Annotated in this window: 17 protein-coding genes; 7 read left to right on the forward strand and 10 right to left on the reverse strand. The window is 32.3% G+C overall.

The features are described from left to right. Positions 1-5: 5 nt before the first annotated feature. Positions 6-779 carry a toxin-antitoxin system YwqK family antitoxin gene (locus H8K90_RS05550; RefSeq protein ID WP_186844927.1) on the reverse strand — a complete coding sequence of 258 codons (774 nt, stop codon included), beginning with the start codon at positions 777-779 and terminating at the stop codon, positions 6-8. Between the two features lie 16 nt (positions 780-795). Beyond that, a complete protein-coding gene (locus tag H8K90_RS05555; RefSeq protein WP_186844928.1) occupies positions 796-1398 on the reverse strand; it encodes a carboxymuconolactone decarboxylase family protein in 603 nt (200 codons plus the stop codon). 71 nt (positions 1399-1469) lie between these two features. Here H8K90_RS05555 and H8K90_RS05560 point away from each other — a divergent pair, with 71 nt between their 5' ends. Both H8K90_RS05560 and H8K90_RS05565 read left to right on the forward strand, forming a co-directional pair. Then, entirely contained in the window at positions 1470-2480 is a 1011-nt protein-coding gene (locus H8K90_RS05560; protein ID WP_186844929.1) for a dipeptide epimerase, read from the forward strand. Between the two features lie 4 nt (positions 2481-2484). After that, a complete protein-coding gene (locus H8K90_RS05565; protein WP_186844930.1) occupies positions 2485-3513 on the forward strand; it encodes an aminotransferase class I/II-fold pyridoxal phosphate-dependent enzyme in 1029 nt (342 codons plus the stop codon). 47 nt (positions 3514-3560) lie between these two features. On the opposite strand, the gene H8K90_RS05570 is transcribed toward H8K90_RS05565, so the two are convergent. Both H8K90_RS05570 and H8K90_RS05575 read right to left on the reverse strand, forming a co-directional pair. Further along, complete coding sequence (locus H8K90_RS05570; protein ID WP_186844931.1) at positions 3561-5039, reverse strand: SusD/RagB family nutrient-binding outer membrane lipoprotein; 1479 nt, start codon at positions 5037-5039, stop codon at positions 3561-3563. A gap of 12 nt (positions 5040-5051) precedes the next feature. Then, the gene (locus H8K90_RS05575) at positions 5052-8183 is read right to left on the reverse strand and encodes a SusC/RagA family TonB-linked outer membrane protein (protein ID WP_186844932.1); all 3132 of its coding nucleotides are present in this window, start codon (positions 8181-8183) and stop codon (positions 5052-5054) included. A gap of 211 nt (positions 8184-8394) precedes the next feature. On the opposite strand from H8K90_RS05575, the gene H8K90_RS05580 reads away from it, so the two are divergent. The 4 genes from H8K90_RS05580 to H8K90_RS05595 are packed head-to-tail and all read left to right on the forward strand — an operon-like array spanning position 8395 to position 12930. After that, entirely contained in the window at positions 8395-8826 is a 432-nt protein-coding gene (locus tag H8K90_RS05580; protein WP_186844933.1) for an OsmC family protein, read from the forward strand. 12 nt (positions 8827-8838) lie between these two features. Further along, positions 8839-10530: a single-stranded-DNA-specific exonuclease RecJ gene (gene recJ / locus H8K90_RS05585; RefSeq protein ID WP_186844934.1), complete on the forward strand. Its 1692-nt coding sequence runs from the start codon at positions 8839-8841 to the stop codon at positions 10528-10530. Positions 10531-10556: 26 nt separating this feature from the next. Next, on the forward strand, positions 10557-11645 hold the full coding sequence (locus H8K90_RS05590; RefSeq protein WP_186844935.1) for an OmpA family protein: 1089 nt from the start codon (positions 10557-10559) through the stop codon (positions 11643-11645). A 4-nt stretch (positions 11646-11649) separates the two neighbouring features. Further along, positions 11650-12930 carry an MFS transporter gene (locus tag H8K90_RS05595; protein ID WP_186845269.1) on the forward strand — a complete coding sequence of 427 codons (1281 nt, stop codon included), beginning with the start codon at positions 11650-11652 and terminating at the stop codon, positions 12928-12930. Here the strand turns inward: H8K90_RS05595 and H8K90_RS05600 are convergent. The 4 genes from H8K90_RS05600 to H8K90_RS05615 form a co-directional block, all read right to left on the reverse strand. Further along, positions 12927-13703, reverse strand: a complete 777-nt coding sequence (locus tag H8K90_RS05600) for a UDP-2,3-diacylglucosamine diphosphatase (RefSeq protein ID WP_186845270.1) — start codon at positions 13701-13703, stop codon at positions 12927-12929. The two genes, H8K90_RS05595 and H8K90_RS05600, sit on opposite strands and share 4 nt — an antisense overlap. Positions 13704-13713: 10 nt before the next feature. Further along, positions 13714-14166: a 6-pyruvoyl trahydropterin synthase family protein gene (locus tag H8K90_RS05605; RefSeq protein WP_186844936.1), complete on the reverse strand. Its 453-nt coding sequence runs from the start codon at positions 14164-14166 to the stop codon at positions 13714-13716. A 300-nt stretch (positions 14167-14466) separates the two neighbouring features. Next, the gene (locus tag H8K90_RS05610) at positions 14467-15801 is read right to left on the reverse strand and encodes an MATE family efflux transporter (protein ID WP_186844937.1); all 1335 of its coding nucleotides are present in this window, start codon (positions 15799-15801) and stop codon (positions 14467-14469) included. Then, positions 15798-16298 (reverse strand): GNAT family N-acetyltransferase, encoded by a 501-nt coding sequence (locus H8K90_RS05615; protein WP_186844938.1) that lies wholly within the window; start codon positions 16296-16298, stop codon positions 15798-15800. The genes H8K90_RS05610 and H8K90_RS05615 overlap by 4 nt, the downstream gene beginning before the upstream one ends. A 36-nt stretch (positions 16299-16334) precedes the next feature. Here H8K90_RS05615 and H8K90_RS05620 point away from each other — a divergent pair, with 36 nt between their 5' ends. After that, positions 16335-17132 (forward strand): universal stress protein, encoded by a 798-nt coding sequence (locus tag H8K90_RS05620; protein WP_186844939.1) that lies wholly within the window; start codon positions 16335-16337, stop codon positions 17130-17132. Between the two features lie 8 nt (positions 17133-17140). Here H8K90_RS05620 and H8K90_RS05625 read toward each other — a convergent pair whose 3' ends face one another. Both H8K90_RS05625 and H8K90_RS05630 read right to left on the reverse strand, forming a co-directional pair. Then, positions 17141-17980 (reverse strand): alpha/beta hydrolase family protein, encoded by an 840-nt coding sequence (locus H8K90_RS05625; RefSeq protein WP_186844940.1) that lies wholly within the window; start codon positions 17978-17980, stop codon positions 17141-17143. Continuing rightward, positions 17980-20739, reverse strand: coding sequence for a PD-(D/E)XK nuclease family protein (locus tag H8K90_RS05630; RefSeq protein ID WP_186844941.1), 2760 nt, complete (start codon positions 20737-20739; stop codon positions 17980-17982). The genes H8K90_RS05625 and H8K90_RS05630 overlap by 1 nt, the downstream gene beginning before the upstream one ends. Between the last annotated feature and the right edge of the window lie 47 nt (positions 20740-20786).

The raw sequence follows: 20786 nt of genomic DNA on the forward strand, positions 1-20786 counted from the left end.
AGTTTTTACTTAAACAAACTAAAGTATTGCATAGCTTCTTGTGGATTTGCTTTGGTATCTACTCGTTTTATTTCGTTTCCATCATCATCTAGCTCAAGAATATACATGGTATCATTTTCTTCAACTTTTTGTAAATATATTTTTGTAGTACCATCTTCATTAAAAAATTTTATGGTTTCATAACTATCGTAATTTGAAGACACCATTTCAGAGTATATCTTGCCATCAACTATTTTTTGACGTATAGTTCTACTGTCTTTTATAAAACTTTGAGCGATGATATTTCCGAGAAGATCATAATGCTGTGATTCTATAGATTTTCCGTCTTCAATTTTATTTTCTGATTGAATTTCACCATTTTCAAAATAAGAGTATTGGCTTCCAACTAAAATATCATTTCGGTAAGTGCTCTTTTTTATCAAAATTCCATCGCCAGAATACATAAGTTCATCTCCATGTTTTCTACCATTAGCGTATTTGGTGTTAGAAAATATTTCTCCATTAGGATGAAAAATAATATAATCACCATTTAATAAGCCTTCTTTAAACTCAAATTCTTCCCATTTGGTGACTTCATTTCCTACAACATAATAACCATTCATAAATTCGCTGGTTTCATTTAAACGGTAGTAGCTTAAACCATTGTAATTACTAATAGTGTAACCGTTTCTTCCAATGAAAGTAAATGAATCATCTTTCTTTTCTTTTCCAATAAATTCACAACTTAGAAGTGTAATTGAAAAAATAGAAATAAGTAAAAAGCCACTTAGCGATTTCATAAAAACAGATTGATTTTTAGTATTGAGACCCATCGTGCTTGCCAACCTCATAGCCATGTTTTCCTAAATATTTATTGCCACTTTCAACAGCGCCTTCTTCAATATCAGTTCCCATAGAATCATTCCAACGGTTGAGGTAACCAAATAAAGAAATGACACCAAGCATTTCTACAATTTCACCTTCGTCCCAATGCTCATATAAACGTTTTTTTATATCTGCATCAACACCATTTGGTACTAAAGAAGCGGCAAGACTAAAATCTAAAGCAGCACGTTCTGCCTCATTAAAGGCAGGATGTGTTCTATACTCCCAGATGTTATCTAATTGCTCTTGCTCTGCACCATAACGTTCTGCAGCTCTAATGGCATGTGCTTGGCAATATCTACAACCTGTTGAGTTACTACTTACCCAAGCAATCATTCGTTTTAATGCTGAGGTAACTCTACCTTCATTTGCCATTACAGCTTTATTTAGGTTAATAAATGCTTTACTAATAGCTGGTCTGCGCTGCATCGTTAAAACGGAATTTGGACAAAAGCCAAGTGTTTCGTTAAAAAATTCAGCTAATTTTTTGGTTTCTAAATCGTGTTCTGCAGACAATGGAGTTACTAATGCCATAGTTTTTATTTATTAAGGTTATTTGATAGATAATTTTTTTAAATTTAATGTAAATATAAAACTTTGTTAGCATGAAAATGATCTTAAGGACTTTCGATTTACAATTGAAACACACCTTTACTATTTCTAGAGAATCTCACGATATTCAACCCTCTATGGTTGTTGAGCTTACTGATAATGGGTATTCTGGTTTTGGAGAAGCTACATCTAACCCTTATTATAATATTTCTGTGCAAAACATGGTTAGTGATTTAGAGAATTTACGCGAAATTATAGAGAATTCAGGCAATCTTACTCCAGAATTATTCTGGAAAAAAATGCAACCACAATTACAACAAAATATGTTTGCGCTTTGTGCTTTAGACTTAGCTTATAATGATCTATATGCCACAAGAAAAGGGAAAAAACTATATGAGTTATGGAATTATAATATCGATAATAATCCCTTAACTGACTACACAATTGGTTTGGATACCATTGAAGTAATGGTTGAAAAAATGAAAGAAAAACCTTGGCCTATTTATAAAATTAAGCTTGGCACCAACAACGATATAGAAATAATAAAAGCGTTACGTAAGCATACCGATGCAATTTTTAGAGTAGATGCAAATTGTGGTTGGACACCTCAAGAAACCATAGATAATTCTAAAATCTTAAAAGATTATGGAGTTGAATTTATTGAGCAACCTCTAAAAGCAGATGATTGGGAAGGACACAAACTTGTTTTCAAAAATTCTAGTTTACCAATTATTGCAGACGAAAGCTGTCAGGTTGAAGCAGATGTTGCTAAGTGTCATGGTCATTTTCATGGTGTTAATGTAAAATTGACTAAATGTGGTGGTTTAACACCAGCAAGACGAATGCTAAATGAAGCTAAACGTCTAAACATGAAAACGATGGTAGGTTGCATGACGGAATCTACTGTTGGCATTTCTGCTATAGCGCATTTACTACCATTGTTAGATTACGTAGATATGGATGGAGCATTATTATTAGCAAAAGATATTGCTAAAGGTGTTACCATAACCGATGGAATAACAACTTATAGTAATGAATTAGGAATAGGTGTTTCTCTAATATAACAATATGAGAGTTAATGAGTTTCCTGATAGATCAATAACCGTAGAAGGTAAATCTTATTTATATTTTGGAGGTACTTCTTACCTAGGGTTATCTACGCACAAAGCGTTTCAAGAATTAGTCGTTGAGGGCATTAAAAAATGGGGAACATTTTATGGAAGTTCCCGAAATGCTAATATTAAATTATCAATTTATGAATCAGCTGAAGCTATGATGGCAAAATGGATTGAAGCAGAGGCTTCAATAACTGTTTCTTCAGGTGCATTGGCTGGTAAGCTAGTCCTTGACTATTTATCTAAAACTAATGCTGAATTCTATCACTATCCTAAAACGCATCCTGCAATAGTTGGAAAAGATAGTTTACCTTTATTTGTAAAAGGTAATCTTAATCCAAGATTATTAGACAATACTATTGAAAACATTGTTATCTCTGTAGATGCAATTTTGGCACTTGAAGTTGTGCCTACTTCATTTAAGTTTCTCGACGAAATTCCTAAACAAAAGACGATTACACTTTTAGTGGACGAGTCGCATTCAATAGGTGTTTTAGGAACATCTGGGCGTGGTGTATTTTCAAATATTTCTTCAAAAAGAATAATTAAAAAAATAGCGGTTGGTTCTTTGGGTAAGGCTCTAGGTATTTCTGGTGGTTATATAGCTGGTGAGAAATCGATTATTAATGGGATTAGGAATGAAGCTGCCTTTATAAGTTCTTCTGGTGCAAACGCAGCTTATTTATATGCTTTTATTAATGGACAACATATTTATAGAGAGCAAATGACTATCTTAAAGGATAACATGTCCTTTTTATTTTCACTTTTAAATGAAAAGATAAAATCTTCACACAATGAAAATTATCCTGTATTATATTTTCAAAAAGAAGGGTTTTATAAAAAGCTATTAAACCAAAACATTATCATAACTAGTTTTGAATATCCTTCTTACGATACACCAATGAATAGAGTTGTGATAACAGCAAACCATACCAAGGCAGATCTAAAATTATTGGCAACAGCTCTTAATAATTTAATATAAAAAAAGCCACAATTAACTGTGGCTTTTTTTGATACGTCTTTAACCTATTATTCATCCCATCCAACAGGTGCAGTTGGTAGTTGTTGGTTGGCAATTACTACAGCTTCATTTCTTACCAATTCAGAAGCTGGATATGATGCTCTTCTAAACCATTCACCAGCATAATCTGCCTCAGAATCTTCTTCTTCTCGTATGGTTAAGCCAACAAATACATCATCAGAGAAATCGTAACGTCTGTAATCCACAAATGTTTCAGGATTAAGGAAATTATGAATGTACTTTTCTTTCATAATATGATTTAGCATTAAACCTGCTTCCCCAACATCAACTGCGCCATCTGCAACATAATCAGTACCATCTACATCGTATTTATCCATACTAGCCATAATACCTTCCATATATGCTGTATAAGCCACAGATGTAGAACCAACACTTGTTTCAGTACCACCATTTGCTAAGAATGCCGCTTCAGCTTTAATAAATTGAGCTTCTGCATAAGTTATTAAAACTAATGGGGCATCAATTTTAGTGTAGAAACCTCCATCTACAAATTGCGTATTTGCAGAAGTACCATCAGGTGCTAAACCACCTCCACCACTTACATAACCTTTCCATTCTGCTTCTCCATTATTAGTAGCAAAAACAGGAAGACGAGGGTCTATTGATAGGGTTCCACTTTGAAAAGGATAGTAATCACCATTCATAGAACTTACAAGTTGGCTTGCAATATCATGGTGAAAATTACCTGTATTTCTAGCAAGAATTTCACCAGAATACCAAGGGTTTATATTTCTGTCGTCATAAAACATCTGAAAATCATCTGCATTAGACACAAACCCATTGTTAATGGTATTTAAAACATCATTTGCACTTACAGAACCATTTCCAATTAAACGAAGTTGATAACGTGCTTTTAGCGTATAAGCTGCTCTTAACCATTTATCTAAATCTCCGCCATAAATTAAATCTTCACTTCCTAAAGAAATACCTGACGAATCAGTAGCTTGTAGTGCAGCAATAGCTCCATCTAAAAGATTAAAAATCTCGGTATAGATTTCTTCTTGCGTATCAAATGCAGGAAATAAATTACTTTGACCAAAGTTAGCTTGGCTATAAGGAATATTATCCCAAGTATCTGTTGCAATACCTAAATTAATTGCTGTAACTATATCTGTAACAGCACCAAAATGAATAGCACCTTCTGCTTCAACTTTAGATTGTATTACCTTCACATTCGGTAATACATAAAGATAAACTTGAGACCATAATCCACTAGCGGTCGTTTCTCCAACTGCACCACCTTCTTGGCTTACAAAATTTTGAACGTAATTACCAAAAGTTAATTCAGCAGAACGTTGCCCTTCCATAGTACTATGGATAACAGGACCTAAAAGATCGTTCATTCTTAAATCCCCTTCATCTACGGTTCCAGAAGGTGTATTAACGTCAAAATATTCTTCACTACATGCTGTGATACCTATAATCATACATATTAATAATAGGCTTTTTGTTATTTGTTTTTTCATCTTTTTCATTTTTTAAAATCCTACATTAATTCCAAAAGTATAGCTTTCGCTAACTGGTGTTCCTAAACCTGCAAAACCATATACATTAGATCCTGCACTGTATTGACTCCCTTCGGGATCGTAACCTTCATAAGGTGTCCAAATAAGTATGTTTTGGGCACTTGCTGTAATTGATAATCGATCTAATTTAAGACTTTCTAATAAGCTACCTGTAAAATTATAAGTTAACCCAATATTTCTAAGTTTAACCCAAGAGGCATCTTGTACAAGAATTTCTGAAGCTCTATTATAATCTGTAGAACTACGGTAATAATTTTGATCAATTAATGTTGATGTTGTGTTGGTTGTAAAACCACCATTGCCATCGTCCATTACACCGCTTAAAACAGTTTCAACATCTCTAAATTCAGTAAGTTTTAAGATACCGTTTCTAATAGAGTTTCGTCTACCTGCATCATATAAATCACCACCTTTTTTCCATTCTAGTAAAAAGTTTAATGAGATGTTTTTGTATTCTAATCTGTTACCAATTGAACTTATAAAATCAGGGAAAGCGTTACCGACTTTTTTACGCTCAGTAAAATCAATTTCTGGTTTACCATTAGCATCAATGTAACGTTCGCCATTTTCGTATCTCCAAGTCCAGCCATATAAGGTCCCCATTTTATCACCTTCTCTAACTTCTGAGGTTACACCTGCAAAACCTGCATCTGCAAATACAACAGACTCTATATCATCTGGTAAGTCTACAACTTCACCTTGATTTGTTGACCAGTTTAAAATAACTTCCCATTTAAAGTCGTCATTATTAATAATGTTTGCACCTATTAATAATTCGTGCCCAAAGGTTTTAAAATCTCCTGCATTTCTATTTAAAGCTGAAATACCTGTGGATTGTGCTGCGGCAACATCAAATATTTGATCTTTTGCTCTAGTAGAATAGTATGCATAGTCTAACCTAACCTTATTATTTAAAAATCTCATGTCAGCTCCAATTTCAAACGACTGATTTTTTTCTGGTTTTGTATTTATATCACCTTGTAAAGTACTATATCTAAAACCACCTGATCCTCCAAATGGAAAATCTCCATCAGCAACGAAATAACGCCCGTTTCTACCAAATACAGGACCTTTACCAACTTCAGCCCAAGAAGTTCTTATTTTACCAAAAGTAAGAATGTCATTATCTCCAATTAAATCTTTTATGTCATATGCTAAACTAACTGATGGGTAAAAGAAAGACCTATTATTTGTTGGTAATGTAGAAACCCAATCATTTCTACCAGTAATAGTTAAAAACAGACTGTTTTTGTAATCTATTTTTAATTCACCGAAGAAACCAACGTTTCGCAATTGAACTATACTATTACCGCCAAATATATTAATGGTATTTGCAATATCATTAACTCCAGGAACATTTAAGGTTTCTCCACGTAAGGAAGTGAAATCTCTTTTAGTATCCGATATTTGATTACCTAAGGTTAAAGTAGTTCCGAAGTCCTCGGACCAATCCTTATTCATAGTCACTAATAAATTAGATTCTAAACCTGTAAAGTCAATGTCTTGCTCTACAATAAATCCACCAACCTGCGTACCAACATCTAAATCAGCAGGAACAAATCTATTACGTTGGTCAGAAAAATTATCAACCTGTGCAGAATAGGTAACATTCATCCAATCGGTAGGCGCCCAATTAAGCGTTACATTTCCAATCCAACGATTAACATCATCATTTAGATTACTATGTTCTAAAAAATACCTTGGATTGTCAATAACTCCGAACGAATAGTTTCGTTGAGTTCCATCTGCGTTTTGAAAATCGTTTATAGGGAATGTACCAGAGTAGTAGGATAACGAACTAAATACAGATTTATCACCACTATTAGCTCTTGTTCCTCCAGCATTTGTATAAGCAATAGAAGAATTAATTTTAAAATTTGAAGTTACTTGATAACCTCCATTAAACCTAAATGTTGATTTGTTGTATTCAGAATTTGGTAAAACTCCTTCTTCACTATTATTACCCATAGAAAAGAAGTAATTCATTTTTTCAGTTGCACCACTTATGTTAAAATTAACCTGAGTATTAACACCAGTTTGAAACAAATCATAAGGATCATAAAACTTATCGTTTGATAAATCAACTACAGTATCATCTGGCAATGTGTAAGAATCTACAGAGTATTCTGGTCCCCAAGAATAAAAAGAGGTACCACCAAGTCTCGTAAATCCAGATTCTGTTTCAGGAGTATAAAGGGTTCGTGGCGCACCACTAAAACCTTCTCTATATTTAGTTTGTAATTCTGGTGTTGTATTTATTTTTCTAAAAGAGGTAGATGCAGTGAAAGAAACTTTTGCTTTTCCAAGCTTTCCTTTTTTAGTTGTAATAATTATAGCACCATTAGAGGCTCTAATACCATATAATGCTGTTGCGGCAGCACCTTTTAAAACACTATAAGATTCAATATCTTCTGGATTGATATCTGCCGCTCTGTTAGTAAATGAAAATTGCTCATTACTTCCAGTAGAATTAGAACCAGCACTTGGTAATACATTACCAGCAAAAGTGTCGTTATTTAAAGCAATACCATCTACAATAATTAACGGTTGATTGTTTCTACTAGGATCAATAGATGTTACACCTCTAATTAAGATATCTACACCACCACCAGAAGAACCAGATGTTTGGTTAATTTGCAGACCTGCCACACGTCCTTGAAGCGCTGTAATGGCATTAGCTTGTCCAGCCAGCTCTACATCTTCTGCTTTTACTTGTGTTACAGAATACCCTAATTCTCGCGTTTCCTTTTTAATACCAAAAGCAGTTACAACTACTTGGTCTAATTGGTTGAGATCTTCTTCTAAACTTACGTTTAGTGTTGCGCCTGTTACAGCCATTTCTTTTGTTACAAAACCGAGATAAGAAAATACTAAAACATCTCCTTGAGATGCATTAATCTTGTACTCTCCATCATAGTTTGTTGCGGTTCCTTTAGTAGTTCCTTTTATAAGAATGTTTACACCTGGTAATGGCATACCATTTGCATCTTTAACGGTGCCACTTACACTCACTTCTTGAGCGGAAAGAATAAATGAAAACATTAAGAAAAAACTGAAAAGAAATTTGATTGAGTTTTTTTTCATAAATGAGGGATTTTTTATGTTGATTGTAGTTAAAGTTATACAAATTATCGACATTAACATATTATTTACATTTTTTATATTAATTCTAAATTGTTTATATGCATTATATTACATGTAAAAAGACAACTGTTTAATCAAGTTATATTAGGTTTTAATTTAATTTAATAATAGTACTTTTGAGAAAGAAAAAAACAATAAAAGAACTACAATAATGGCAGATAAAATAACAACACATTGGAAAGGGAACATGGTGTTTGAATCCGATAATCCGAGATGGCCATCTATTATGATGGACGCCTCAAAAGAATTTGGAGGAACAGGGTCTGGAATGGCACCTAAAGCTATGATGTTGTCATCATTAGCTGGTTGCTCTGGGCTAGATGTTATTTCAACTTTAGATAAAATGAAAGTTGAAATAGACGATTTTAAAATAGAAGTTTCTGGTGAATTAACAGATGAGCACCCTAAGTATTACCACTCTGTGGTTGTGGATTATCATTTTTATGGGTCGGATTTAAATAAGAAAAAATGTGAGCGTGCTGTAAATTTATCTGTCGATAAATATTGTGGTGTAATGGAAATGTTTAGACGTTTTGCAAAGGTAGAAACAAACATACACTATCACATATCCACTCTAAGATAAGTTGTAAAGTCTATGCGTTGGACATTAAAGCCAAAACCAGAATATTCAAAAGTTGAAGAACTAAAAAAAGCACTTCAGGTAGATGATATCGTTGCAACTTTGTTACTGCAAAGAGGAATTGACACCTATGAAGCCGCTAAAACATTTTTCAGACCAAGTTTTGAGGATTTACACGATCCATTCTTAATGAAGGATATGGACAAAGCTGTTGCCCGAATAGAAACAGCCATAGCAGAAGGTGAAAATATTTTGGTCTACGGAGATTACGATGTAGATGGTACTACATCTGTCGCTTTAATGTCTTCTTATTTAAAAACAAGAACAGATGCTGTTGCCACATACATACCAGATCGTTATGATGAAGGTTATGGTATATCTTATAAAGGCATTGATTTTGCTGACGACAACGATTTTTCATTAATTATTGCCTTAGATTGTGGTGTAAAGGCTATGGATAAAGTTGCTTATGCCAATGATAAAGGCATTGATTTTATTATTTGCGACCACCACAGACCAGGTGATAAAATTCCTGATGCGGTTGCTGTTTTAGATCCCAAACGAGAGGATTGTGAATATCCGTTTAAGGAATTATGTGGTTGTGGTGTTGGGTTTAAACTGATTACTGCATTGGCTTCAAAACAAGGTCAATCTGTTGAAGATTTAGTAGAGTATTTAGATTTAGTAGCCACTGCTATTGGTGCAGATATTGTACCTATTGTGGGTGAAAATAGAGCCTTAGCATATTTTGGCTTACAGGTTATTAATACCAACCCAAGACCAGGAATGAAAGCTATAATTGCTGAGGTAAAAAAGGAGGTATTAACAATTACTGATGTTGTATTTATCATTGCTCCAAGAATTAATGCTGCTGGACGAATGAAACACGGTAATCACGCTGTGACCTTACTTACGGAAACAGATTTTAACCTTGCTGCTGAATACGCTGTTGATATTGATCAGTTTAATACAGACCGTAGAGAAACTGATAAACGGATAACTGAAGAAGCATTAATTAAGATTGATGAGCATAATGAACAAGAAGGTTTTACGACAGTTGTATATCGCGAAGATTGGCATAAAGGTGTAATTGGTATTGTAGCTTCACGATTAATAGAAACTTATTACAGACCAACATTAGTTTTTACCAAAAGTGGTGATAAACTTGCAGCTTCGGCGAGATCAGTAAAAGGATTTGATGTTTATAATGCATTGGAAGCTTGTTCAGAATATATCGAGCAATTTGGTGGACATAAGTATGCAGCAGGTTTAACGTTACTTCCAGAAAACTATGAGGCATTTAAAGCAAAATTTGAAAGTGTTGTTAAAGAAACGATAGACCCAAAACTATTAACACCAGAATTAAAGGTTGATTTAGAAATTGAATTAAGTCAGATAGATGATAGGCTTATGCGAATTCTAAAACAATTTGCTCCATTTGGACCAGGAAATATGTCACCAACCTTTATGACGCAAGGTATAAAAGATACAGGTTATGGTAAATGTGTTGGTGAGGACGACAAGCATTTACGCTTTACGGCAACAAAATCATTTAATGACAAAATAGTTTGTATTGGTTTTGGGTTGGGTGATAAAATAGATATTATAAAAAGTAAACGACCATTCAACGCTGCGTATTCCATAGATGAAAACCATTGGAATGGCAATGTGAGTTTACAGTTGAAATTAAAAGATATAAAAGAATAAACTATAAAATATTTCGTTAAAAGAGCATGAAACAACTGACTATTATTACTTTTCTTCTCTTTAGTCATGTTTTGTTCAGTCAAAATTTAGTGTTTAACCCAAGTTTTGAAGATTTTTACGACTGTCCAAGAGGCATAAGTTTTTTTCATAAAAATGTCAAAAAATGGACGATACCAAATAATGGAACTACAGATTATTTTAATTCATGTAGTGAAAAAATGGGGTATAAAAATTTCGTTGGAGAACAAAAAGCTCGGACAGGAAATGCTTATGCAGGTATTTATACTTATTTCAAGAAAGATTATAGAGAATACATTCAAGGCACATTAAAATCGACTTTAGAACGAGGAAAGAAATATCAGGTGAGATTCTTTATAAGTTTAGCTGAAAATTCGAGATATGCACTTAAAGAATTAGGAATGATGATGACATCTGAAAAATTTAATGCATTTAAAACCAAGTCTTATATCAATGCGAAGCACTTTTCTAAACGAATTCCTAATTTAAAATTTCGTTCAACTTTTAGCAAAGAATTTTACCATAACGATAAAGAATGGTTGGAAGTATCATTTATATATACAGCTGAAGGTTTTGAAAATTATTTTTCAATAGGCAATTTCAATAACAATTCTAATACTATAAAGAGTAAACCGAGGAAATCAGAATTTGAATCATTTTCATATTACTACATAGACGATGTTTCGGTAGAACCTTTAGAAAAGGAAAAGATAGTGGAAACCGTTAAAATTGTCGAAGAGTCAAAAATAAAACCTAATGAAATCTACACCTTCAAAAAGGTGTTATTCGATTTTGATAAAGCTGAATTATTAGAGGTTTCAAAAGTTGAGATAAATCATTTATATGAGCATTTAAGTGAAAATCCAAATTTAAGAATTGAAATTTATGGGCATACCGACAACATTGGTTTAGAAACCAGAAATAAAGAATTATCAGAACAACGTGCAAAAGCTGTTGCAGATTATTTAATTTCGCGTGGTCTTAATAAGTCTTTAATTAAATCCTTTGGATTTGGGAGTTCGCAACCAGTTTCAACAAATGAAACAGAAGAAGGACGACAACAAAATAGACGTGTAGAGTTTAAATTGATTGAATAATAAAGTGGTAAAAAACGACCCATTTGCGGCATTACGAATTAAAGAATTCAATATTTTCTTATTATTACGCTTTGCATTAGTTTTTGGTTGGTCCATGCAATTTGTAGTAATTGAATGGCAAGTTTATTCTATGACTAATGATAAATTAAGTCTGGCTATAATTGGGTTGTGCGAATTTTTACCTGCTTTTTGTCTTGCTCCTTTTGCAGGACATGTTGTTGACAAAAAAGAAAAGCGTAATCTTTTTATGCTTTGCATTGCCTTATTTTCTTTAATAAGTTTTGGATTATTTTGGCTCACTTCAGATAAGATTGAATCCACTTGGAAAATGCCTTCTATTTTATACAGTATCTATGGATTGGTGTTTTTTGGTGGTATTTTAAGAGCTTTCTTTGGACCGACTATATTTTCTCTTATTGCCTTACTTGTACCGAAGAAGATATATCCTAATGCGGCAACCTGGAGCAGCAGCACTTGGAAAGGTGCAAGTGTTTTTGGAGCGCTGTGTGGCGGATTTTTAATTGCTTGGATAGGAGTGCATCATACGCTAGGTATCATTTTTTTATTAGTAATGATAGCGTTTGCTTTAGTTTTTCTAATTACTAAAAAACCAATATTAAATAAAGGAAATAAGGAAACCGTGAAGGAAAGCTTAAAGGCCGGATTAACCTTTGTATTTAACGATAAGGTTGTTTTAGGAGCACTAACCTTAGATATGATTGCTGTTTTGTTTGGTGGAGCAGTTGCCATTTTCACTGTTTTTGCTAAAGATATTTTAGATGCAGGACCAAAAGGTTTAGGCATTTTAAATGCGGCATTATCTTCTGGAAGTATTTTAACGATGTTAGCTACAACTTACATTCCTATAACTAAAAACACAGGTAAAAAATTACTTATTTCCATCTTTGGTTTTGGAGTTTGTATGATAATTTTTGGAGCTTCAAAATTAATGTGGCTCAGTGTGTTAACCTTGTTTTTTGCAGGTGTATTTGATGGTGTTTCTATGGTGGTACGTCAAACAATTCTTCAATTAAAAACACCAGATGATATGCGTGGTCGAGTTGGTGCTGTTAATTCTATGTTTGTGGGTTCGTCAAACGAGTTAGGTGCTGTAGAAAGTGGAGTAGCTGCTAGAATTTTTGGCGCACCATTAGCCGTTATGCTTGGTGGTACAATAACCCTTATAGTGGTAGCGGTAATAGGAGTTAAAAATAAACCTTTAAGAGAATTAGACCTTCAAAAAGATATTGAAGAGCACGAAAAGGAAGAGGAAGTCGTTGTTTAGTATTTTTTTAATTCAAAAGTGTTTCCATCAAAAACACCATAGGTGTAATATTGAATCCAGTCTCCTAAGTTGATGTATTTAGATTTTTCGTTTAGTTGAATTTCTAGAGGCAAATGTCTATGACCAAATACAAAGTAGTCTCTATGTTTTTCTTCAAGTTTTTTCTTGCTGTAAATGGCTAACCATTCATTGTCTTCGCCCAAAAATTTAGCATCATCGTCTCCAGAAATTAGTTTGTTTTTTACAGACATGTATTGCCCAATTTTAATTCCTATATCTGGATGTGCCCATTTAAATAACCACTTAAATAACGGATTGGTAAACACTTTTTTCATACGTTTATAGCCTTTATCACCTGGTCCTAAGCCATCGCCATGACCAATAAATATCGTTTGGTGACTGAGCGTAGTTGAAGCTTCAAAACTAAATGTAAATTCATGTGGATTATGATATACTGGAATACCAAGTTCTTCTTCAAAATAACCGTTCATCCATAAATCATGATTACCAACAAAATAATGAATTGGAATACCAGAATCACTCAGTTCTGCTAGTTTCCCTAAGGTTCTTGTAAAGCCCTTAGGAACTACTGTTTTATATTCGAACCAAAAATCAAATAAATCTCCAAGTAAGAAAATAGCAGCAGCATCATGTTTTATGTCGTCTAACCAAGCGACAAATTTCTTTTCACGAGGTTTTGAAGCTTCACTAGTAGGAGCTCCAAGATGATTATCTGATGCGAAGTATATTTTTTTTCCTTTAGGAATTGTTATGTGATTGGTTTTAGTCATTATCTGAAGCATACCACTCAGCAAAGCTAGTCGCTGTTTCTTGAAGTTTTAGTGAATGCAATTTTATGTTTTTTGGCAAACGTTGTTTTATTTTTTCAGCAAAGTCAATAACCATCATTTCACTTGTTGGTTGGTAGTTTACCAATAGCACATTATGACCTCTATCTTTTAGTTCTTTTGCTAACTCAACATGAGGTGTGTTTTTATTAAAAACGGTAGCGTGGTCAAATACATTTACAATCTCTTCTTTTACGATTTTTTTTAAATCACCGAAGTCTATAACCATCCCAAATTTAACATTGGAGCTATCCGAAATTGGAGAACCTATCACAGTAACGTCTAATCGGTAACTATGTCCATGTACGTTTTTGCATTTGCCATCGTAACCGTATAGTGCATGACCAGTCTCAAAAGAGAACTTTTTTGTAATTCGAATATTGCTCATTAACGTCTTTTGTTTCTATTATAAAAGTAAACAACGATTAATACGATGCCAAGAATAAGAAATAATCCATTACCTCCTAAAAAATTAAGAATATCCATTCTATTCGTCTTTTATTCTGTTTTTATTATATCTGTAAATAATATATGCAAGAATCACTAAAATTAAAAACGGTAAAAAAGTACCGATAAAAACACCTATACCATAACTGCTATCGGGAGCATTTTTTAACTTTTCATCAATGTTAACTTCTTGTAATATGGAAATAATAAATTTCACTATAGTATATAATTTAGGCCAAATTTAAGTGTTTTGAGCAAGCGATTTAAATGTTTTTCTAAATTTTATGATTAAAGGAATGCCTCTGGCAATTATCCATAATGTAAAAGCTATAAAAATACCGTAGAGTTTATAATCTAAATAATCGCTTAAATATATGATTGGCGAAAACACTAAAAGGGTAGAAAAAAGTAAAACATTTCTAAGATATTTCATTTCTCCCAGACCTTTAAATACACCGTCAAAAATAAAAGCTAAAGCGCATAATGGTTGCATAAGTAACACCATCCAAAATACACTATAAAACTCGTTTAATACAGCTTGGTCGTTACTAAAAAGGTTACCAATTGGATAGTATATTAAAGCTCCAATAATTGCTATTATTACACCAATGGAAATTCCGTATTTAATAAGTTTATCACTTAAAGTTATGAGGCTTTTGTAGTCCTTAGCCCCTAACAATTTACCCGATAAGATATTGCCTGCACTTGCATATCCATCTATAAGAAAAGCTCCTAAAAACCAGAGATTAATAGCTATAGTATATGCAGCAATATAATTTTCACCATATTTTGTTGCAAAACTTGTACTTAAGTATAATGCTAGGTTTAAAGCTAGTGTTCTAATAAATAGATTTGCAATCATAATTGCAAATCGTTTAATTTCTGGATTGAAAGGAAATTTTACTAATAACGGAATATCTGTTTTCTTTAGAATAAAATATGTTGAGAGTAATGCCATTATTATCTGTGCAATAACACTAGCATAAGCCGCACCTTTTATATGCATTGCAGGTAATTTATCGGCAATGCCATACACAAAAATAAAGTCTAAAACAATGTTTGCAAGCGCTCCTGTGATGGCAATTAACATTGGGTAGTAAGTGTTTTGCAAACCTCTAAAGGTGCCAAAAACGGCTATTGTAAACAGCGTAAACGGAAATCCGAATACTCTAATTTGATAGTACTCAACACTACTATTAAGTATTTCACCAGAGGCGTTATAAAACTGAAAAATAGTTGTAGCAAATGGGAAAGTAACAGCTATGATAATTAAGCTAAGTGAAGTGATTAAAAATATGGCTTGCGCAGGTAGATCTTTTACTTTATCAATGTTTCCGGCACCCAGGTATTGAGAGACAATAGACGATATGGCACTTCTTGTTTGCCCTAAAACCCAAATAAGCATAGAAAAAAAAGTGCCTACAATACCAACGGCAGCTAAAGAGGTGGTGGCATTATAATCCATATTACCAATAATTGCAGCATCAGTTAATGACAAAATAGGTTCTGATACACCAGAAATTAATGCAGGTATAGCAAGTTTATTGATTTGTTTTAAATTTATTGAAGTACTCAAAACACTAGTTCGTAACAATGAAAAGGAAATTTACTTTGCTTCGGAAAATATATATCACCTAATCGTTTATAGCCGCGAAGTTCGTAAAACTTTTGATTTCTTTTGTTCTGTGAGAAGGTATCTAACCTAATAGAGCTATAGTTATTTTCTATAGCAAAGTTTTCTGCAAAGTCCATTAATTGTTGTGCATATCCTTTTCCTTGCAATTCAGGGTGAACGGCTAACCGATGAATATAAATGTTATTTTCATTGTTTGTTAACCATTTTATAGGAATGTATTCTTCATCCATAAAAACTGAAATAACAATAGATCCTTTAACCTCTCCATTAATTTCTAAAACATAAAGTTCTTGTTGCTTAATGTCATTTTTAAACGCAGAAGGATTAGGATAATGCTCATTCCATTGATAAATACCTTTGGCTATCATTGCTTTAGCACAAGCCTTTGTCATTGTCATTATGGGTTCAATATCTATAATAGTAGCTTTACGAATCATTTTTAATGTTTATTTTTGTTTCAAAATTTTATTAAAATGAAAACAATACTTGTTCCTGTTGGGTCTTCAAAAAATGCAAAATCACACTTACAATATGCTGTAGATTTTGCTAAGGCATTTAACGCAAAATTATATGTAGTCCAAATATATAATGTTTATACTAAAGCAGGTACAATGATAAATGTAGATTCTATTATAGAAAAAGAATCTAAGGATTTTTTAGATGACCATGTAGCTTCTATCGACACAAAAGGTGTTGAGGTTTATACAAGAACTTTTAAGGGTAAGTTGGTAGATACTATAGAGAAAGTTTGTGATGCCTTAGACGTAGATTTAATCATATTAGAGCCTCGTACTAATTCTATTAAAGATGAGGTGTATTTAGGAAGGACTTCGGGTAAAATTGTAAAGCGTACACAAATACCTGCGCTTATAGTGCCAGAGGGTTATACTTATAGACCTTTCGAAAAAATATTACTAGCTATTAAATCTGCGATTATAAAAAAGGAAAGAGTGTTGTATCCTTTGTCTTCAATTAAAAATCAATTTAAAGCTACTGTAAATTTATTATTGGTAAAAACTGCACATCATAAAAAGGAAGATTTTGATCTTAATGATGAATTAAACGCATTAATTACCAAGACTACTATTGCTGAAAGCCCAACAACGTTTCAGGCTGTTTTAGAACATTATAAATCTAATAATCCAGATTTGCTTTGTGTTGTACGACGTAAACGAGGATTTTTTAAGAAGCTTTGGGAGAATAATGTGATTTTAAAGAAAGATTTTCATAGCACCCAATTACCTGTTCTTATTTTAAGTGGTTTAAAATAAAATAAACTTTATTCTAAAAAACTATGAATTGAATTAACCAGGTTATTTAATTCATAAGATAGTGTTTCTTTATCCCAAGGATGCTTGGTGTTAAAAACATGATCTGCTCCTTCAATTATTTTAAGTTGACTAGTCGGATTCCATTTGTGTAAGTCTTTTGCTTCATCTATTGAGATAGAAGTATCCTTATCTCCATGTATTATAAGTATAGGAACTTTTACTTGCTTTATAGCCGATTTAATATGTAGTCGGTTTTCGTTGGCTTTAAAGTTTTCATAAAACTGATAGAAATGCGGCATTTGTTGCTTGGTTCTACCATTTAATACATATTTAACTCCTTTTTCTTTCCATTCTTTTAAATCATCAATGGTTGCAGTTCGTTTTTCGAAATTACTAACACTAGCTAATGTGATGAGTTTAGTAATTCTTATATCTTCTGAGGCTTTTATTATAGCGATTCCGCCTCCACGACTATGACCAATTAAACAGATGTTATTAATATCAATTTGCAGGTTATTTTTAAATTGATCTTGTGCCCAATCTATTACTGCTTTTAAATCATCAAGCTCTTTAGTGTAGTTGTTATTTCCAAAGGCTTCTAAATCTGGAAAATCAATTGGATTATTCATTGTACCTCCATTATGAGAAAAATTGAATTTAATAAAGCAATTTCCGGCTTTAGCAATTTCTTTTGCCATAATATTCCAAGCTCCCCAATCTTTAAATCCTTTATAACCATGGCAAAATATAACGATAGGTTGTTTCGTTTTCTTTTCGTTATAAAACGCATCAATAAGAATTGGTTTATTATCTTTTCGGTCTAAAATTATATTCTTATCAATAATCATTATTCGAGTTCTTTTTCAATGAAATCTACTTTAGAATTACAGATTTCTAAAATGAGTTTTTTAAGTTCAATCTCAAAATTATTAAGGGTTTCTTGAGTAATTAATTGGTCTTTTGTTCTACTACCAGAAGATTGTTTTTTACCAAACTTTAAAAAGCCTTTATTGAGGTTTTTAAAAGAAATAATTCCGGCTTCGATAGGTAATTGTATGAGGTTATTTTTGCGCATCATATAAGCATAACATAACACCTGAAATGACTTGCTATACTTATCGTAATCTGTAGTTAAGTCCTCCCAATCTACAATTTCGACTTTATTCTGCTCAACCTTGCCAGATTTATAATCAATAACACGCGTAATTCCATTTAATTCATCTATTCTATCAACTTTTCCGTTTAACTTTATCGGAAAATCTAGGCCTTCAATTTTTATTTCAACGGATTTTTCAGCTTCAATTGCCAAGATTTTTATTTGGTTACCAGTATTGAGACTTTCAATTTCAGAGTTTAAGAAATTGGAAATATAACGTTGTGCTATTTCAAAAATGATAAGGTTTTTTCCTTTTGAAAAGTCACCATCTTTATACAAGTCTTTAAAGTGCTTTGAAACTGTTTGTTTAATTTGTTTTTTAAAAGTTTCTAAATGATTAACAGTTAAAAATTCACCTTCTAGAGGTTTATAAAAATCCTCTAATGTATTATGAATAACAGATCCCATAGTATTCGCAGCTATGTTTTCTTCTACATCTTCAAAATCTTTAATACCAAGAATTTTTTCGAAATAAAAATCTATTGGATTTCTTATATAATTAGTTAAAGACGATGGAGAAAAACCTTTAAGAGCTAATTCTTTAATTTTTTCAGTAACTAATGGTGTTTTTGTAATTTGTTTGAGTTGTTTCTTAATAATTGGTACATCTGGTGAAGCTGTAGTATGCTTAATATTATGAATACCCTCAATTTCTAATTGAGTAATAAATCTACTTTTTTCACCACCTTTGAGGGCATCAACTTCTGTGTTATAAAGTATATATACATTTTTAGCACGCTGTAATAGCCTGTAAAAATGATAGGTATAAACAGCATCTTTTTCTTTAAATGTTGGTAATCCGTTCTGAACTTTAACATCAAAAGGAATAAATGAATTATTTGTTTTTCCTGATGGTAAAATGCCTTCATTTACTGAACTGATAATTACTGTTTCAAAATCTAAAACTCTAGATTCTAACATTCCCATAATTTGTAATCCTTCTAGTGGTTCTCCTTTAAAATCTAGGGTTTCTGAGCTTAAAAGCTCTTTGTAAATTGTTTGTAAGGTAGAAACCGTATTTAGATATTTGTAATTGCTGTTTAGTTCAGAAAGTTGATTAAACAATGTATTGAAACGATATAAATATTCTAACTCTAAACGATTTATATTCTTATTTGCATCAATATTAGTCTTCATTTTAAAGATGAGATCAGAACAACTATTTAGGGCATTTTCGGCATTATCTTCCCAAGGTTTAAATAATAATTTAATGATGTCTGTATGTAAATTTGTTTGCGCCTTTAGGTCGTCTATAGTAATATAAACAAGATTATTTTTTTGAATGTAATTTGTTATTTCACTAGCCGTATTACTAGATTCTGTTTTAAAAAGCGGATATAGTGATGGATGTGAGAGAATATTTATAACATCTTTGTAATAATAATTTTTAGGATTGTTTTTATGGATGACAAATAAATGCTCAAAGAACGACGCTAAAGGCACAAATTTTAGAGGCAAACCCATTGTAACATTAAGATTTGTTACAGCTTTAGGAATAGAGTTTAGTACAGGGATTAATAAGTTTTCTTCCCCTAATACTACAGCTACGCTAGATAGGTTTTTATTGCTTTTGCTTATATTTTCTAATAATTGACCAATATATTTGGCTTGCCCAACAAGTTTAGGGGTTTCAATGACTTCAATAGTTTTTTCTTCACTATAGTTTGAGGTTATCCAATTAAAAGGATGTTTTTTAAAATAGTTCCATTTTTTTCTGTGTATTCTTGTAAATAGTCCAGCATCATGAATAGGGTCATCAATAAATGTTCTATCTATGTCCCAATAAATATACGCTAAGTCATCTTGAAGTAAGCCTTGTATTATCCGAGATTCAGATTCATTAAGTGCATTAAAGCCGAGAAAAACATGTGTTTTTTCGGTATTACTATTAATGTAAACCTCTAAGTTTTCTGCGGCTTCTCTGTAGATTAGTCCTTGATAGCCTTTTTTATTTTGAAGCAAATTTTCTGTAAAATCTAAGTAATAGTTTTTAAGTCGTTTCCAAAACTTTAGATGGTTTTTAACTAGTTCGGTTTGTTCTGCCTCTAAAGACCAGTGATTAAGTTCTTTTATAGCGTTTAGGTAATCGAAAATGTCCTCTTGTGGTATAAGATAGCGGTCTATCTCATTAAAGTCTTGTAATAATATTTGTGCCCATTTAGAAAATGAATCAAACGACTCTATGTCAGCTTCATTTGTTAGTTTTTTATAACTGTCATAAAGCTTAAAAAGTAATTCTGTGTTTGGAATAGTTTGCAAACCCGATAATTCTTCAACAAACTCTTCTATACTGAGAATATTTGGTGCAAAGATGGGTTGACTTAATAAAGTAGATAGATGATGTTTTAAAAAAACGCCGGCACGTTTACTAGGAAGGATAAAGTGTAAATCTTCTAGTTTTAAACCCTTACTCTTAAGATCTACAAGTACGCTTTTTATAAAACTTATCATTTTATAAAAATAAAAAACGCTCCGAATCTCGGAGCGTTTTTTCAATA

The organism is Winogradskyella echinorum, assembly GCF_014297365.1.
Lineage (GTDB): Bacteria > Bacteroidota > Bacteroidia > Flavobacteriales > Flavobacteriaceae > Winogradskyella > Winogradskyella echinorum.

Bases quoted from the DNA above. Each gene is read 5' to 3' on its own strand.
- H8K90_RS05550 (WP_186844927.1), bottom strand. From the start codon at position 779: ATGAAATCGCTAAGTGGCTTTTTACTTATTTCTATTTTTTCAATTACA.
- H8K90_RS05620 (WP_186844939.1), top strand. From the start codon at position 16,335: ATGAAAACAATACTTGTTCCTGTTGGGTCTTCAAAAAATGCAAAATCA.
- recJ (WP_186844934.1), top strand. From the start codon at position 8,839: ATGCGTTGGACATTAAAGCCAAAACCAGAATATTCAAAAGTTGAAGAA.
- H8K90_RS05630 (WP_186844941.1), bottom strand. From the start codon at position 20,739: ATGATAAGTTTTATAAAAAGCGTACTTGTAGATCTTAAGAGTAAGGGT.
- H8K90_RS05590 (WP_186844935.1), top strand. From the start codon at position 10,557: ATGAAACAACTGACTATTATTACTTTTCTTCTCTTTAGTCATGTTTTG.
- H8K90_RS05625 (WP_186844940.1), bottom strand. From the start codon at position 17,980: ATGATTATTGATAAGAATATAATTTTAGACCGAAAAGATAATAAACCA.
- H8K90_RS05555 (WP_186844928.1), bottom strand. From the start codon at position 1,398: ATGGCATTAGTAACTCCATTGTCTGCAGAACACGATTTAGAAACCAAA.
- H8K90_RS05615 (WP_186844938.1), bottom strand. From the start codon at position 16,298: ATGATTCGTAAAGCTACTATTATAGATATTGAACCCATAATGACAATG.
- H8K90_RS05560 (WP_186844929.1), top strand. From the start codon at position 1,470: ATGAAAATGATCTTAAGGACTTTCGATTTACAATTGAAACACACCTTT.
- H8K90_RS05605 (WP_186844936.1), bottom strand. From the start codon at position 14,166: ATGAGCAATATTCGAATTACAAAAAAGTTCTCTTTTGAGACTGGTCAT.
- H8K90_RS05575 (WP_186844932.1), bottom strand. From the start codon at position 8,183: ATGAAAAAAAACTCAATCAAATTTCTTTTCAGTTTTTTCTTAATGTTT.
- H8K90_RS05570 (WP_186844931.1), bottom strand. From the start codon at position 5,039: ATGAAAAAACAAATAACAAAAAGCCTATTATTAATATGTATGATTATA.
- H8K90_RS05565 (WP_186844930.1), top strand. From the start codon at position 2,485: ATGAGAGTTAATGAGTTTCCTGATAGATCAATAACCGTAGAAGGTAAA.
- H8K90_RS05580 (WP_186844933.1), top strand. From the start codon at position 8,395: ATGGCAGATAAAATAACAACACATTGGAAAGGGAACATGGTGTTTGAA.